Annotated in this window: 8 protein-coding genes and 2 pseudogenes; 4 read left to right on the forward strand and 6 right to left on the reverse strand. The window is 44.4% G+C overall.

Translation table 11 applies throughout. The features are described 5' to 3' along the window. The first annotated feature begins 167 nt into the window (after positions 1 to 167). Positions 168 to 1472 (forward strand): IS1380 family transposase, encoded by a 1305-nt coding sequence (locus NSQ19_RS15275; protein ID WP_340703136.1) that lies wholly within the window; start codon positions 168 to 170, stop codon positions 1470 to 1472. 153 nt (positions 1473 to 1625) lie between these two features. On the opposite strand, the gene NSQ19_RS15280 is transcribed toward NSQ19_RS15275, so the two are convergent. The 6 genes and pseudogenes from NSQ19_RS15280 to NSQ19_RS15305 form a co-directional block, all read right to left on the reverse strand. Continuing rightward, entirely contained in the window at positions 1626 to 2645 is a 1020-nt protein-coding gene (locus NSQ19_RS15280) for an RHS repeat domain-containing protein (protein ID WP_340703137.1), read from the reverse strand. A 475-nt stretch (positions 2646 to 3120) separates the two neighbouring features. Further along, positions 3121 to 3633 (reverse strand): hypothetical protein, encoded by a 513-nt coding sequence (locus NSQ19_RS15285; RefSeq protein ID WP_327077457.1) that lies wholly within the window; start codon positions 3631 to 3633, stop codon positions 3121 to 3123. Next, complete coding sequence (locus NSQ19_RS15290) at positions 3603 to 9614, reverse strand: DNRLRE domain-containing protein (protein WP_340703138.1); 6012 nt, start codon at positions 9612 to 9614, stop codon at positions 3603 to 3605. Before NSQ19_RS15290 ends, NSQ19_RS15285 begins: the two co-directional genes overlap by 31 nt. A gap of 293 nt (positions 9615 to 9907) precedes the next feature. Further along, positions 9908 to 10563, reverse strand: a pseudogene (locus NSQ19_RS15295) (queuosine precursor transporter). Between the two features lie 11 nt (positions 10564 to 10574). Then, positions 10575 to 11075: a preQ(1) synthase gene (gene queF / locus NSQ19_RS15300; RefSeq protein ID WP_017553497.1), complete on the reverse strand. Its 501-nt coding sequence runs from the start codon at positions 11073 to 11075 to the stop codon at positions 10575 to 10577. Between the two features lie 395 nt (positions 11076 to 11470). Then, positions 11471 to 13675 (reverse strand): MMPL family transporter, encoded by a 2205-nt coding sequence (locus NSQ19_RS15305; RefSeq protein WP_340703139.1) that lies wholly within the window; start codon positions 13673 to 13675, stop codon positions 11471 to 11473. 287 nt (positions 13676 to 13962) lie between these two features. Between NSQ19_RS15305 and NSQ19_RS15310 the strand changes: the two genes are divergently transcribed. From NSQ19_RS15310 to NSQ19_RS15320, 3 genes and pseudogenes are all read left to right on the forward strand, one after another. After that, positions 13963 to 15426 carry an alpha-amylase gene (locus NSQ19_RS15310; RefSeq protein ID WP_326247939.1) on the forward strand — a complete coding sequence of 488 codons (1464 nt, stop codon included), beginning with the start codon at positions 13963 to 13965 and terminating at the stop codon, positions 15424 to 15426. A gap of 143 nt (positions 15427 to 15569) precedes the next feature. Then, positions 15570 to 15920: pseudogene (locus tag NSQ19_RS15315) on the forward strand (phosphoketolase family protein); the annotation flags it as partial. Between the two features lie 245 nt (positions 15921 to 16165). Next, a complete protein-coding gene (locus tag NSQ19_RS15320; RefSeq protein WP_340703140.1) occupies positions 16166 to 16990 on the forward strand; it encodes an STAS domain-containing protein in 825 nt (274 codons plus the stop codon). The last annotated feature ends 523 nt before the right edge of the window (positions 16991 to 17513 follow it).

Below are 17513 nucleotides of genomic sequence, written 5' to 3' on the forward strand. Positions count from 1 at the left end.
TCCCCCACCTAATTTTTCCAATTAGGCAGAGGACAGGACTTTCCATTTTAGTTTTTATCCTGAATTACGAAAGTAAAGCAGAAGCATAATATAAAAAGATGCCCCGAACCTCTGGTATAATTGGGTTTGAAGAAAACTACCAAACCAGAAAGGAGGGCACCTTTAAGGTGAATTATACCATCTCTGTCTCGAAAATCAACTATGCGTTTCATTTAAAGAAGAGTACGCATTTTAGCGGGCTGCTCCCGATTTTGCAGTTTCTGGAAAGAATGAAGATTGAACAGACCTTCCGGGATTTTGACTGCTTGAAAAATTATAATGCCCAGTATCCTTTAAGCAAAATCTTTGTATACCTGATGATTGGCTGGCTGGCCAATTGTTCCCGGCTGTTCCATTTCCGGACTTTGCAGGATGATCCTTTAATCAGGGCTTTTATGGGCGGGAAATGCCCGCACTATACCCTTTTAAATAAGGACCTGTTAAGGCTGGAAAAGATGGAGCAAGCTGATCTTGAATTCAAAGAACGCATGCTGGATCTGATTGAACCCTGGATGGACAAGGAGCTCATTCTAAATTTTGATTCGACCGTGGAAACCGTCTATGGAGATCAGGAGAATGCGGAGGTTGGGGGAAATCCCCACAAACCGGGGAGAAAAAGTTACCACCCTCTTCTTGTGTTTGAGGGGAGATCCCGTCTTTGTTTAAACGCCAAGCTTAGAGAGGGAAATTCCCATTCTTCTCAAGGAGTAACCGACTTTGCAGAAGCAACTTACCAGTTGCTTTCTCCCCATTACCTTATTCGTTATGCCCGTTTTGATAAAGGGTTCGGCGGAGAACCGTTCTACAGTTACTGGGAAAAACGAGGGATCGGTTACACGGGCAAACTGAAGTGGACATCGAGGCTGAAGAAAAGGGTTGAAGACGATGATTCACCGTGGATCCGCTATGTTGATGACGGATTGACCGTGATAGAGGGAAAAGCCGTTGATTACCAGGCAAGTACCTGGGAAAAGCCAAGAAGAGTTGCGGTCATTCGCAAAGCGGACAAGTATGAAGAAAGCCAGCTTCAAGCTTGTGATGCTCTCTGGAAATATGAAGCGATTGTGACAAGTATGGACTGGGAACCGATTGATATTTGGAGATTCTATAACCAAAGGGCTTGCATGGAAAACTTTATCAAAGAGTCAAAATACGGATTCTCAATGGACAAGATTTCAACGCATTCATTTGACGCCAACCAAATGGACTTACTGATTAAACTGCTGGCCTACAATTTATTCGAGATCTTTAAAAAAGAACACTGTCCGCCAGCGTATCGCTCCTATACGATCAGGCGGTTCCGGAGAGAATTCATCTACGCCGCTGGCGTACTGGTCTGTCACAGCCGGCGTGTCATTTTAAATATTTGTGAAACATACGTCAATAAAAAGGCGTTCCGGCAAATGATCCAAAGTGTACGGCTGATTGACTGAACGTGGCGAATGAAACGGAATACTGGAAATTGAAATGCCCGCAAATGTGGGGAGGGGGAAAGTATGACCTTAACAACCCGAAAATAGCCACCACAGTTCCATATTTGGTCCATGTTTCCATTTTACTTACGTATAATTCCAATTTACAGGATTTTATCTAGTGCAATTTTGCACTTTCGTAATTTGGGTTAATACATATCCATCTTCAACCACGCTAAAGGGTAAAATTGCTTTAATTCCAACCCTCAATGCTGCTCTCATCCCAGCCCTTCTTGCTACTTTTAAAATAGCCTTTCTTTCTGCTCTTCTACTTAGTTTTAAAAGAGCCTCTCTAAACGTTCTAGCACGTTCAATTTTGTAAGCAACACTCCCTGCACCAACAGAAGCCCAAACAGAACCCATAACCCAACTAGCATTATCCCATCCGATGTAGCTTGCCAGCCAATATTTTATGGCATATTTAATTGCATAAATTAAATGCTTCCGAGAAACATCCCCATTAGGATCAGTAAGCATAACTGGATTATTTTTCGCATACGTATAGCCATTCTGCGAAACCGGATCACTATCTTGACCAGGCTGTGGATCCATTGCTAAAAATGTCCCATTCGCAGGGTTATAGTACCTCGCTTTCAAATAGTAATCCTTCGTCTCAGCATCATAATAGTACCCGGCATACCGAATCGGATTGTATTTGGCAATTTCACCAGTTTCAGTCAGCACATTCCCGTATGCGTCATAAGTGTAGGAACCCACTTCGTTTCCAGACTGATCCACAATGGAAATGACATCCCCACGATGGTTCGTCCAGAAGAAGTATGCTTTATTGGCCCATTGTCCAGTGCTATCCTGCTGGCGAATGATCATGCCGAGCGGTGTTGTACCGTCTGAATCCCATTTGTAATACTTGTACTGCGTGATGGTACCGTTGTTTTTCACTACTTCCATGGACAAATTGTTGTCCTGGTCATAGTAGTATTCATTTGTTTTCGTTCCAACGGTTTTCTTTGTCCGCAGCCCGTTTTCATCATACGTATACTCGGCAACAGTTGTTCCGCTGAGTGTGGTAACTTTCGTCATCTGACCCAACGCGTTATACGTATATTTATCATTTTCATCCTGCGTTAAATTGCCGTCCTTGTCATACGTAAAGGCGGTGCCATTTTTCTTCACGATCTGGTTGGCATCGTTATACGTATAATTGGACGTTTTCCCGTTAACCGTTGCCTGCGTCCGGTTTCCGACCGCGTCATACGTATAGCTATTCGTCGTGCCATCCGGCAATATTTCTTTCGTTAATTGGTTATTCTGGTCATACGTGTAACTTGTATCGCCTTTTGCCGTTGTTTCTTTTGTGATATTGGCTGATCCGTCGTACTGATAAGCAAACTGGGCAGCTGCTGTTGTGCTGCTTCCTTTGAAATACTGGAACTTTGGATATTGTTTGCGGTATCCAAAGTGGTGGTTTGCTTAAACAGGCCGTTATTGGCTGTCAATGAATCTTTCCGGTTATTCACTTTTTTTACTTTCAAGTTTTAGTTATTAATATCCAACATTTAACTTAAATCTGACTGACCATTTAAGTGGTAGAAAATCTTTCCGTTTTTTGTTATTAGCCCACACCTTCAAGAAAAATATTAATATACTCTTATAACTTGTTTGCTATAAATAAAATATATTCTTTTAATGCTGAAGTTATTGTGATCTCTTCGGATTCATAGATTTCAACAATCAGAGGAACTATGTTTAATAGATCACTTTTAAAATTTTCTTCAGTAAAAGTTTTGTTTTTAAATATCTGATCTATAGATTTATCCTTTTCAATAAAAAATAATTTATCATTTGAAACAATTCTATCCCTATAAAAGCTTGCATCGTTTGCTTCACATATGATAAATTTTTTTTCGCCAAATAAGAAACGTTTTTTTCCTTGGAGCGGAATAGTTATTAAGGGTGATTCTAAAGCATCATTTGAAGTTGAAATTGTATATTGATACATGGTAAAATTAATATTTTTTAGTAGGTTTAGTACTTCATAAATTACATTTTCTATCGTTTCATATTCATGTGTCTCATTATTATATTTACCAAATGTCGATATTTGAAAAGAGTAATACATCTGCAAACTTCCTATTCTCCTTTTCCTATAGTCTTTCGCCATACAACATGACCTCTAATCCATTTTCCATTGTGTTTAGAATATTTATTGCATTGAATATGATAACCATGTCCGTGCTCAGGTGGGTGAAATTCTATAGAACGATAAATTCTTTTTCCTTTTCTAGTAGTTGAGTAAAGAATCCCCCACCTTCCTTTTTCCTTACTACCAGTATTTTTTATTCTCCCCACTTTTATTATCCTAAAACCCATTTTGTTTCTTACTTTTTTTACATACTTAGAAATATATTTCCAAGCATTACGAAATCCTTTAGCGACATGCTTGGATATGATTTTTAAAGTACCTATACTTATTTTTATCTCGCCATCTAGATCCACATTCACTATTGGATTATTGCTAACGTAATTATATTCATTCTGTGAAAAAGGATCATCTTTGTCCCCAGGCTGTGGATCCATTGCTAAAAATGTCCCATTCGCAGGGTTATAGTACCTCGCTTTCAAATAGTAATCCTTCGTCTCAGCATCATAATAGTACCCGGCATACCGAATCGGATTGTATTTGGCAATTTCACCAGTTTCAGTCAGCACATTCCCGTATGCGTCATAAGTGTAGGAACCCACTTCGTTTCCAGACTGATCCACAATGGAAATGACATCCCCACGATGGTTCGTCCAGAAGAAGTATGCTTTATTGGCCCATTGTCCAGTGCTATCCTGCTGGCGAATGATCATGCCGAGCGGTGTTGTACCGTCTGAATCCCATTTGTAATACTTGTACTGCGTGATGGTACCGTTGTTTTTCACTACTTCCATGGACAAATTGTTGTCCTGGTCATAGTAGTATTCATTTGTTTTCGTTCCAACGGTTTTCTTTGTCCGCAGCCCGTTTTCATCATACGTATACTCGGCAACAGTTGTTCCGCTGAGTGTGGTAACTTTCGTCATCTGACCCAACGCGTTATACGTATATTTATCATTTTCATCCTGCGTTAAATTGCCGTCCTTGTCATACGTAAAGGCGGTGCCATTTTTCTTCACGATCTGGTTGGCATCGTTATACGTATAATTGGACGTTTTCCCGTTAACCGTTGCCTGCGTCCGGTTTCCGACCGCGTCATACGTATAGCTATTCGTCGTGCCATCCGGCAATATTTCTTTCGTTAATTGGTTATTCTGGTCATACGTGTAACTTGTATCGCCTTTTGCCGTTGTTTCTTTTGTGATATTGGCTGATCCGTCGTACTGATAAGCAAACTGGGCAGCTGCTGTTGTGCTGCTTCCTTTGAAATACTGGATACTTTGGATATTGTTTGCGGTATCCAAAGTGGTGGTTTGCTTAAACAGGCCGTTATTGGCTGTTAATGAATCTTTCCGATTATCCAGATCATACCCGTATTGGAACTGCAACAGCGTATCGCCATTCAGCGTTGTATTTACTGTATCTGCTTTTCCTGATTCTATATATGTGTAATTGTTTTTCACTACAACAGATTGCGAATGATACGAATACGTATCGCTTTTCAAGGAATCATCATCGTTGTATTCATTGTTGATCTGATAAGAATCTCCCTGATTGTACTGGGACACCAGGCCGTTATCCGTATAGGCATAGGTTTTAGCGAGAATCTCTGCACCTGTCGCATCTTTCAACGCCGTTTTCGTTACTTGTCCATTATCATCATAAGTGTTGGCAATGTTGTATTCATTTTTTCCTGATGCGTCCGCAACAGTTGTCCCGGTTAGCTGCCCTGCCTCATCATACTGGTACGTCTCTAAAATGCCCGATGCTTTTTTGAAGGTCTGTAGGTTGCCATCTTCATCATACGTATATAGCATTTTCATCGGGTCTGATCCCGAACCGACCGGCAAAGTCACGCTCAATACTTGATTGTTATTGTTATACGTATAGCTTTTTGTAACATTTTTTGCATTTGTCACTGTCAGCATATTGCCGTTGTTGTCATACGTATAGCTCGTTTTATTACCGTTTCCGTCTGTTACGGAAGTTTTTAAATCAGGCGTCAGTGAATCATACGTATAAGAAGTTTTCCTTCCGGCACCGTCCGTCTGGGACACAATCTGGCCGTTATCATCGTATGTCGTACTTGTGGTATTCCCTTTTGCATCTTTTTCGGTAACAGTATGGTCGGTATAGGCTGTTTCCGTATACGTCTCGTTCGGATAAATTTCTTTCGTCTGCCGTCCATATGCATCATACTCAAATTTTGTGATTTCGTCCCCTACCTGCGTCTCGGTGAGATTCCGATTCCCGTCATAGCTGTAAGTAGTCGTAACCCCTTTTGGATCTGTTTTTGATGTGAGTAAATTTTGAGCATTATAGGCATATGTCGTCACATTTCCTTCTGCATCCGTTTCTTTCGTTACGTTACCGTTTGCGTCATATACCTTCGTTTCTGTATTGCCTTCTGCGTCGGTCGACTTGATTATATTATAATTTGCATCATATTGTACGGTGCCCGATTTCCCATTTTCATCAACCGTTTCCGTTACGGCAAACGTATTGTTTGCTGTATTCCGGTGATAAACTTTTTGGCTATCATTTGAATCCGTTACCGTAAATTTGTTATTTGGCAAATCATAATTATAGGTTGTTGAGACAGATGATGCTCCGTCTTTTTGCGGTGTGACAACCGTAATCTCGTTATCCTTATATTCCATTGTCCCTTCATTGCCGTTCCCGTCCGTAAAGGAACTTAACCGGTCGCCGTTATCCTCATAATCGTACGAATTGGTAATGGTTTTGCTTGTGCCTTCAGCATGCGTCACTGTATCTGTTAACAGCTTTGGGCGGTCCGCATCGTTGTATTGGTATTCAATCCAGCGATTATTGTAAGCCATTTTACTGACCAGGCCGTCCGCATTATACGCAAGCGTAATGCTTTTGCCAATTGTACTGCCTGAGCTGTCGGTTTCAGCAATTTCCGTCAGTTGATTATTTGTATACTTAAACCGGATCGTATTATGATTTGTATCCTGATAAGCGTACAAACGGTAAGTACCTGAAGTGGGGGCAGATTCAAACAGTTTGGTAAATCCGTCTTTATCAGTTAAAGCAAAACCTGAAGCGCCATTAACTGTCTGCTTCTTTAAGGACAGATATTTTCCTTTTGGCGAAGTGAACGAATCGTTCCCTGGATTATAAACGAACTCATGCCTCGTTCCGTCTTCATCATCATAATACAGATTAGATGATGAAGGTTTTGTTACAAGCGATTCATTCCCGGCGAATGTCCAGCCTGTGCCAAATGCGGAGCTGCGTGTGGATCCTGAATTATAAGACCTCGTAAAATCAAAATCCAGCACCCCACGTGGATAGAGTGAAGCATCTGTGATGGCCATATTCAGGTTCCCGGTTGTAACATTGACGGAAACAGTAGCATTTCCCATCGTATGGGTACCATATGTGAAATCATCTTCCAGACCAAGGAGATCCTCGCGTGATGCCATGTTGACGGTTTTGATTGCAGATGCGGCGCTGACACCCCGCGGACCGCTGATTTTTTCCTTTTCAGATGATGGGGCTATCGCATCATTGTACCGATATGCCTTTACCCTAACCTGGTAACCTTTACCAGGATCCAGCTCCAGTTTTCCTGTCGATTTCCAGGAGGTCACTTTTCCGACATCCACGGGTGACCGGAAAGTTTTTCCGCCATCCGTTGAGATTTCCACCAAGTAACCACCGGCTCCTGTGACAGCATCCCATTTGACGTTTAAAATACCCTTCGCACTCACAGGGTCTGCAAGTTCCGCTGTTGCTGCAACATTTTTCGGCGTTTCCAGCGGGATATATCCGTAATTCGTATCGGCTGACGGTGTGGTTCCCGCCGGACAGACTGCTTTGATGGTAATCGAATACCGGTGAAAATAATCATAGCCTCCGCCATCGGCCACTGCATTTTTGTATACCGGATTTGGGTCAATCGGCAATTCCGCGCCTGTTTTATCCAGGTGGAGCAAATACTTTCCGGCAGCAATTTCACTATCTGTCGGCCACAGTTTCTGGCCTTTGGTCGACCAGCTGGTGGCATTTCCGGCATTAAAATCCTGATAGTCTTTTCCGTTATAGATCCGGACGATATATCCTGTTGCCCCTTCCACCGGATCCCACGATATATCCAGCCATCCCCTTCCTTTATTTACGGAATCGGATTCAGAATAAGCGCTCGCTTTTACATCCGGCCTGTCCGGCGTATCTACAAGGCCGTTTGGAATAGGCTTGGATACAACGGTGGAGGCGGGGCTGCTTCCTCCCGGGTAATTGGCAATCACGCGGAACTGATAATTTTTATTTTTGGTGGCCGTGCCGCTTTTTGCACTGTAAAAGGCACTCGGATCAACCGGCAGCTCGACACCCGTCCCGTCCGATTTAAAAGCGGAACTGGTGGAATACGGCGACTTCGGAAAGATCTTTTTCCCCTTTGTAGTCCAACTCGTTGCCGTTCCTTTATAAACGGTTTCATAGCTTTTCCCGTCATACATCTGCAGGCTGTAAGATTCCACATTGTTCACTTTTGGCCAGGAAACATTTACATAGCCTGTTGCAGAACCGGCCGATGTCTGTGCAGCAGACAAGGTCGGGCTTTTCATTTCCGGATAATGGTACGTGACGACAAGTTTTGCTTTATTTGCACTTTCTGAAGCAGTAATCTTTTTCCAATATGTTTGGCCATTGCCATTTTCATGGAATTTAAAACCGTAGTTTGGATACTCACCATCCACCACTCCCTGAACAGTGCCTTTTACATTGAAGGTGGCCCATTGGTTCCGGGCTGCTGTCGTACTTGTAATGTTTGTTGAGCCCGGCTTGTTATTCCAATTCATTGTATCAGCCGACCAGGAAGATTGTACCCGGTCCACCCATATGCTTGTTTTAGTTGTGGCATAGTAAGAATGGGTGATATAGGCTTTTAAATCCGCCGAATCAATGATTGCCCCTTTTAAATCAGAAGGGATTGCAAACTTCATATAGGCATAATTGGTGCCGGTTGTATTGTCATATTTCCCAACCTTAAGGACATACTCACCCTGGGAAGAATCCCACTCTTTGTTATAGTTTGTCGTGGGATATGCACTCGCCACGAATGTATCTGCATTGACATCTAAGGAAACAGAAGGGTCTACATAAACCGGATAAACGCGGTCTTTTGATTCCAGCCAGTCTTTATCTGCAGTTAAGCTGAGTTTATACTGGCCATCCCCATCAGCAGATAAGGAATAATGCAAATCATTTGACTTTACACCACTGCCCAGTCCATCATTGTAATTGGAATCTTCCATTTGTGGGCGCGGCAGTACAAACACCTGATCTTTAAAATCAGAATCCTGATAGAAACCGACTGAACCATCGCCGTTCAGACGGGCAGCCAGGTCTGTTTTGATGATGTAGTTGAATTGGTTTATTCCAGTATACTGATTAATAATCCAATCTTCTTTTACTTCTTCGTTGAATGTAACATACCGCAAATCAATGCCATTAAAAATATTTTGGTACATTATTTGATTGTCTTCATATTTTGTTCGGGCTGAAGGGTTGGCAGCAGTGGTTGTACTTCCGTCCGAGGCAGAGAGATTGGAAAAGATAATGTCATGGTTTCCAACAGAGAAGGTCATATCTTTGTCAGAGGTCTTGTAAGTTTTTGGGAAAGTTGCATCCAATGTGGTGTTATCTGCTTCTACTACATTGGCGTTATCTTCATCTTCCACAAGTTTGTCTGAAATGTTTACCCATTTTCCGTCATCTTTGCGGTGAATCGGTTCTTGATAAATTTCCTTTTTAAAATCCCCCTCATTGTTGGTATACGTTTTGGAATAGGCATCCCTATCCGACACAAGTTCATGATACGCTGAATCCTCATTTTGGCCGGTACCGGCGCTCGCTGTCGAATTCTCTGTTGAATGGCCCGAACCGGAATCATTGGATTCAGCACCTGCATGCATGGGCAGCAAGGACGCAATCATTAAAATCGACAGCAGGCGCGCTAAATGTTTTTTGAACACAAAATATCCCCCAGTATTACAAAATTTTTACTAGCTTTTAAGAATTGTATCACGCGTAGTAACCCCTTACAAGAAAATTTTTCAAAACTTTCTTTCCTCATTCTGGTAATTAGCAAGATGGCTATGTGCTGCTTTTTATGCTGCAATATTTCATTTCCGGTTGGTGCTGGGAATGATTTTTTTATCGGTAAATCGGCATTCGCAACCCGTTAATTTTGCCGGAAACAGTTGCGGCTTCCTTCATACCGGACCAGGCCGGGCACAAAAGAAGCCGCTTCCGTTCTTGTAAAGTTTTATGCGTTTCCTTTTTCCACTGCTTCCTGGACGGTTTGCAGCCCATTTTCGCTCCGGGTTTTGCGGATCAGGCCGACAAGCAAATAGACAACCGGGGTCATGATGATCGAAGCTGCGAATTTAAAAATATACTGGGTGAGAATCAGCGTTCCGATCATCCCGGCCGGCACCGTTCCGTAAAAAGCAATCACGATAAAAATAGACGTATCGATCAACTGGCTGAACATCGTGGAAGCATTGTTGCGCAGCCACAGTTTTTTCTACCGTGCCTTATTTTCAGCTTATGAAATACAAAAACATCGAGATTTTGGCTGACCCAATACGAAATCAGGCTGGCCAACACGACGCGGAAACTGCCGCTTAAAATCGTTTTAAAGGCATCCTGGTGCTGAAAAGAAGGGGCAGCCGGGAGATGGATGGCGGCCACGATAAAAACCAGGGCAAGGATTTGGGTGAGAAAGCCTGCCTGAACCGTTGCCCGGCCCGCCTTTTTCCCGTAAACTTCCACTGTAACATCAACAAGGGGATACGTAAAAATGTAAATGATGGCGGCAGCGGGCAGCACAATCGCATCGCCAATATGAAACAGCTTCACAGAAATGATATTCGATAAAATCAGCAGCCCGACAAACATGCCATTTAAGTATGCATTCATCTGTATCCCCCTCACCGGTTATCCACTTTTTCAGGATACAGATCGTGATGCATCAGGCGAAAATGGGCCATATCTTCATATTTGGTGCCCGGTTTCCCGTAATTGCACCACGGATCGATGGAAATGCCCCCGCGCGGCGTAAATTTTCCCCACACTTCAATGTAGCGGGGATCGAGCAGCTTGATGAGATCGTCCATGATGATATTGACGCAGTCTTCATGAAAATCGCCGTGGTTGCGGAAACTGAAAAGATACAGTTTCAGGGATTTGCTTTCAACAATTTTTTTATCCGGTATATAAGAAATATACATGGTCGCAAAATCCGGTTGTCCGGTAAGCGGGCACAGACTTGTAAATTCCGGGCAGTTGAATTTTACAAAATAGTCACGGCCCGCATGCAGATTGTCAACCGCCTCCAGCACCCCGGGATCGTAATCCGCCGGGTATTTTGTTTTTTGGTTGCCTAGCAACGTCAAGTCCTGCAATCCTTCTTCCTGTTTTCTTCCAGCCATAAAAAAACCTCCTATCAAAAATTGTTCCCGCCATTTTTTCCAAGAGAGGCGCAGACCCGTGCCTGAATAAGATGAAAAAAGCCATATCCCGTATGGACATGGCTTTTTGATCCATTTATCCATAGTTTTTTATAGAGGGTTTGCTATGAACCTCATGCTTATGCAACTGTTCAATACCTGGTTCCGAAAATCTACATAAAGCTATATAATAATATAGTCTATCTAGATATCCGAATGATTCGCTCCTGAAAACAGGTCCTGGTTGAGCCAGTGAAACAGCTGTACACACAATTGCTCTATGCCGGGTAAGGCGTTCCTTACCATTTTAGAAAATGATGCGGCGCCTGTAAACCCTTTGAACGAGAGAATCTTTCATTCATTCGAAATAAAAGCGATCAGTCTTCACTTTTTACAGGTTCCGCTTTCGCAAATAATTTTCCCGGCCAGAAAGCATAGCGGCCGAGCACGGTGGTAATCGCCGGCACGAGCAGCGGGCGGACGACAAAGGTATCCAGCAGGACGCCAATCGCGGTTACAATGCCGAACTGAACCAATATTTGGATCGGGAGCACCGTTAAAACTGCAAACGTTCCGGCTAAGATCAGCCCGGCTGAGGTAATGACAGCACCTGTTTCTGTTACGCCAAGGGCAATCGCGCGCCTGTGCGGCAAATGCTGTTTATTTTTCCAAATGCCCGAGATCATGAAAATATTGTAGTCTTCGCCAAGGGCGACAAGGAATACAAATGCATAGAGCGGAATCAGGTCCTGGATGGCAGAAATGCCCAACCCATAATGGATCAGCAGCCAGCCTGCGCCCAATGCCGCCACATAGGAAAGCAGAACTGTCAGAATCAAGTAAACCATGGCAACGAGTGACCGCAAATACAGCAGCAACAAAATGGCAATGATGAAAATGACAGACGGGACAATGACCTTCATATCCCTTTCAGTCACCTTTGCCGTATCATAAAGGGAAGAGGTAACGCCGCCGATCCAGATTTGGCTTTTGGACAGGCCGGCCTTTTGCAATTGCTTTTGTATCACCGGGTTGGATTGAATTGCTTTTTCACTGTACGGGTTATCTTTTAATTGTACTTTGTAAGATACATACTGTTTATTTTTTTCCCCGTATTGCGGCCCGGTTACGGTGTCAACAAACGGCAGTTTTTCAAGCGCTGCCTTTACATTCGCGCCTTTTCCTTCCGTATTTGCGATTACCTGGACAGGCGCCAGCTCGCCCGGCGAAAAATGGTCTGCGATGATTTCATAGCCTTCACGTGACGGCATATCTTTCGGGAACGACTCGATCAAGTTCTGCGTATACGCGATTTTCGGTACGAAGGAAGCGAGCCCGCCGAGAATGATGACGCTCAGCACAATGATCAGCCAAGGCTTTCTTGTGACCGCTTCTCCCACTTTCCGGCTCCATTTCCCATGCGCAGCATGACGGCGGATCTTTTTCCCTTTTTTCGCTTCCAGGGCGCTGGCCATTTGTTCTGTTCTCGGAATAAACGGAAAGAAAGAAGCCCGGCCTAAAATGGAAAGCAGCGCCGGCAGCAGTGTCAATGCAGCAATGCCCATGATAAAGATGGCAAGGCTGAACGGAACAGCAAACCGCTGATACGTCCCGTAGTGCGCAAAAAGCAATGTGAACAGGCTGAGCACGACCGTAATCGCGCTGACCATGATCGCGCCGCCCGAATGCCGGATGGCCGTGTGCAGCGCTTTTATCTTATCTTCTTCTTCCAGCAAACATTCACGGTATTTCGAAACAAGAAATAAACAGTAATCCGTGCCGGCTCCGAATAAGAGGACCGTCATGATCGAAGTGGCCTGGGAATCCACTGTAATGATGCCTTCTTTTGCAAGAATACCCAATATCGGCCCGATTGCCCCGTAAGCAAATATGACACCGATGAGCGGGAGAAGCGCCAGAATCGGCGACCGGTACAGTACAATCAAGAGCACCAGCACAAGCAGCACGGTCGAAACCAGCAGGGTGATATCCGCTTTGCTAAATAGGGACACCGCATCCGTGGATATGCCCGCAGGCCCTGTGAAGCGGACATGCAGGCCGGTATCCGCCAGTTTCTTATTCAAAACGGCTTTCGATTCGAGGGATGTCACTCTCTTTTTCAATTCTTTCAAGTTATCAGCGAGTTCATCCGTTCCTGCACTTTTTTCCATAAATACCGGCGTAACCATCGTAGTGCCGTCTTTTGAAGCCTGGCTGCCCAGTACCTGCGGCGGCATTTTTTCGTACGGTGGAATAAAACTTTGTGCGGGAAGCGGGTTTTTCTTTAAATCCGCGTACAATTTAGCAATCGTTCCGTAATCCTGCTGCGAGAGGCCGCCTTCGCGGTACCAGGCGATAAGAAGCGGCGTGCCTGCATCCGGAAACTGTTTTTCGGCCACCTTTTCAGCCCGGGCGGACATGGCTGAAGCCGGCAGATTTGCTGCACTGTTATCCGTTACTTTATTCACATTCGGAAAAACGGCAGACAAAACGGCCACGGCCAGGATCCATACAGCAAGCGTTACCCATCTCCCTCTCCTTCCGGCGCATGCTCCCGTAAACTTTTCCAGCACATTCTTCATCGGTTTCCCACCCTTTTTACAGACTTATCACTATTTTATAATAGATGAAACGGCCAAACAACCAAATTGGGCGGGCAGTCCCATGCCGGGAGCCGGATTTGAACCGTATTTTTGAAAGCGAAAGAAAAGCCTGCCTGTAAAAACAGGTTTTTCGGGATAAAAAGCGGGAATAGTGCCCTTGTTCTATTCGCTTTTTGGCATGCTTAAAATCATAATTGATTGAAAATTTTTCCGCATTCACTTATACTAAACGCATCAACCTAGTTCTTTTGGAAGGGGTATTTTTCTTGGAACGAAATCATACGATTCTGCAGTTTTTTGAATGGAATACGCCGGCAGACGGCAGCCATTGGAACCGGCTGAAAGAAATGGCGCCTGAATTAAAGAAAACCGGGATTGATGCCGTCTGGCTTCCGCCGGTGACAAAAGGGCAGTCAGACATGGACAATGGTTATGGGGTATACGACCATTACGACCTTGGGGAGTTTGACCAGAAAGGCACCGTCAGGACAAAGTACGGGACGAAACAGCAATTACATGAAGCGATCAGCGCCTGCCATGAGCAAGATATCCAGGTCTATATCGATGTCGTCATGAACCATAAAGCGGGCGCGGATGAAACCGAAGCTTTCCAAGTGGTGGAAGTCGACCCGATGGACCGCAACAAAGAAATTTCCGAACCGTTTGAAATAGAAGGCTGGACAAAATTTAATTTTACAAACCGGGAAGATAAGTATTCTGCTTTTAAGTGGGACCACACCCATTTCACCGGCGTCGATTATGACAACCGGACAGGGCGGAAAGGCATTTTCCGCATTGTCGGGGAAAATAAGCATTGGGATGAGCATGTCGACAACGAATTTGGAAACTTCGACTACTTGATGTACGCGGACATTGATTACAACCGTCCGGATGTCAAAAAAGAAATGATCGAATGGGGAAAATGGCTGGCCGATACGGCTGGTTGCGACGGCTACCGGCTCGATGCCATAAAGCATATCAACCATGACTTTATCCGAGACTTTGCCGCTGCTTTAATGGAACACCGCGGAGACCAATTTTATTTTGTCGGCGAGTTCTGGAACCCGCAGCTGGAAGCGTGCCAAAAATACCTCGACCATGTCCAGTTTAAAATCGATTTGTTCGATGTTGCGCTTCATTATAAATTGCATGAAGCATCCAAAAAAGGGCGCAATTTTGACCTCACGACCATTTTTCAAGATACGCTCGTCCAAACACACCCGCTGAATGCTGTTACGTTTGTTGATAATCATGATTCACAGCCGAACGAATCGCTGGAATCATGGGTGGACGACTGGTTTAAGCAGAGCGCCTATGCTTTGATCCTGCTGCGGAAAGACGGTTATCCGTGCGTCTTTTACGGGGATATGTACGGCATCGGCGGCGACCATCCGATTCCCGGAAAAAAAGGCGCCCTTTCCCCGCTTTTATCTGTCCGGCGGGAAAAAGCGTATGGCGAGCAGGATGATTATTTTGACCATCCGAACACCATCGGCTGGGTACGCCGCGGCGTTCCGGAGATGCCGCATTCCGGCTGTGCCGTCGTCATCTCAAACGGCGAGAACGGCGAAAAAAGAATGCTTGCCGGAAAAGAGCGCGCTGGCGAGGTTTGGGTGGACGCCACCGGCAACCGGCAGGAAAAAATTACAATTGGCGAAGACGGCTATGCGGCATTTCCGGTGAACGGCGGCAGCGTTTCTGTCTGGGTACAGGAAACGGGCGAAAACTAAGGAGGGGCACTGTTCCATGTTCCGGAACGGTGCTTGTTTCATTCTTTTTCCCAAATTCAGTCGCTGGCATGCCCAACCAATGTGCGGCATCGTTCCCCGCCCGCTTCCAGGTCATTCCCGGATTTTTTTAGCACGGCCTTTCGGATGAAGCGTTCGACGCCTATTTTACAAAGGACAAACCGGTTGTTTTTGCCTTCCATGGCTACGAAAGCCTGATCAAAGACTTGTTCTTTGATCGTGCAAACCGCAATCTGCATGTGCACGGCTACCGTGAAAACGGGGATATCACGACGCCGTTTGATATGCGCGTGATGAACCAGATGGACCGGTTTGACCTTGTAAAAGAAGTGGTGTCAAGCCTGCCCGATGCATCCCGGCATGCAGCCCTCATCAGCGAAATGGACGGCATGCTGCAAAAGCATCACGCGTACATCCGCGAAGAAGGCACAGATCTACCGGAAATCGAAAACTGGCAGTGGCAAGCGATAAAATAACAGCAGAAAAAAACGGGCGGGCGTTTCAAAGCCGCTGAAAAAAACCAATGAAATATAAAACGGCGGGACACCATCATGAATCGTGTCCCACCGTTTTTTCATTCTATAGAGAAAACGGGTTTTTTCTTTCCCAAATCCATCATTTCTATTTCAATAAATAGAATTTTATTTTAAAATAGAAAGACAAAGAAACTGCGAAAATGATAATGATAATCAATTAAATCTTACATCATGCGGGTGATAAAATGGAGCTAAGACAGGCATTGCATCAATTTTTCCTTGAAAAAACATGGCAATTGACGGAAGACTGGTACGCATCGCTCGACAAAAGCACCGTGCAGGGGGTTTATGCGTCCACCGACCCCGAAGTGGTTGCAAAACTGAAAGAGCAAAACCACGAGTTCCACGTCCAGTTTTGTGAAGTGTTTTTAAAAGATGAAGATACATTTTTACACCATTTTGAAAAGTGGGTAATGAACGTTGCACAGGATGAAGAGCATCTTTCCACACCGAACCACTTTATTTTGCGCGAGTTCTTCCACACGCAGGAACAATATCTCGATCTGTTTGATTCATTTGTTGCAGCCCACGAGGGAAAATATACATACGAGGAACTGAATTTTTGGAGAAGGGCGATCATCCGGACATTCGAACATGTCATGCTCAGGTTTATGAAAGAAAACCACTATTATTCCTTAAAGCGGTTGGAGTCCCAGCAGGAAATGATTAAAGAGCTGAGTTCCCCCGTCATTATGGTCGGCAAAAATACCGCGCTGCTGCCGCTTGTCGGGGAAATTGATTCCAACCGTGCGAAAATTATTCTGGAAAAAACACTCGAACAATGCTCAGAAAAAAGCGTTCTCCTTCTGTACATTGATTTATCCGGCGTGGTCGTCATCGATACGATGGTCGCCCAGCAAATTTTCCGGCTGATTGAGACGCTGCGGTTAATCGGGGTAAAATGCATTCTTTCCGGCATCCGTCCGGAGGTGGCGCAAACTGCCATTCAATTGGGCATTGATTTTAATGACGTAACGATCCACTCAAAACTGGAACTCATACCGGAATGATGGCGTTTTTTCAGCCATCCGGGCATACCGTTTTGGAAAATAGAGATCCGGGGAGGAGCCCCCCTTTGAAACGCAGCCGTCCCGATATGGTTTAAGAAAATTTTTCTTCTTGCTATTTTAAGTCCGTGCTGATACGATAGAAGAGCATGATTTGGAAGGCATATATTCAGCATCAGGAGTCTTTCCAAGCAGATAATTTTGGCCAGTGGAGTAAAGGCATCGGTGTGCCGGGCCAAATGCCGAATCGGCAACTTTTGGTTGCCTTATTGATTGAGTGGGAAACTCAAATTTTATAAGTTGGTTACTTTACAACCGGTGCTTGTGCACATCAACTTGTGAAACGATCAATAAGAGTGGTAAAAGTAATTATTTGCTATATAGACTCTGATCCTATAAGAATATAAAGCTTTCTTCCATATTGTCCACGGACTTTTATGGCAGGCGTATATCTGTTTATGCGGATATGCATGCTTTTTTAGAGCCTCTGCCAAAATAAAAATATACCCTTGAGCGAGGCTCTGGA

Source organism: Weizmannia sp. FSL W8-1119, assembly GCF_038008605.1.
In the GTDB taxonomy this organism is placed as follows: domain Bacteria; phylum Bacillota; class Bacilli; order Bacillales; family Bacillaceae_C; genus Weizmannia; species Weizmannia coagulans.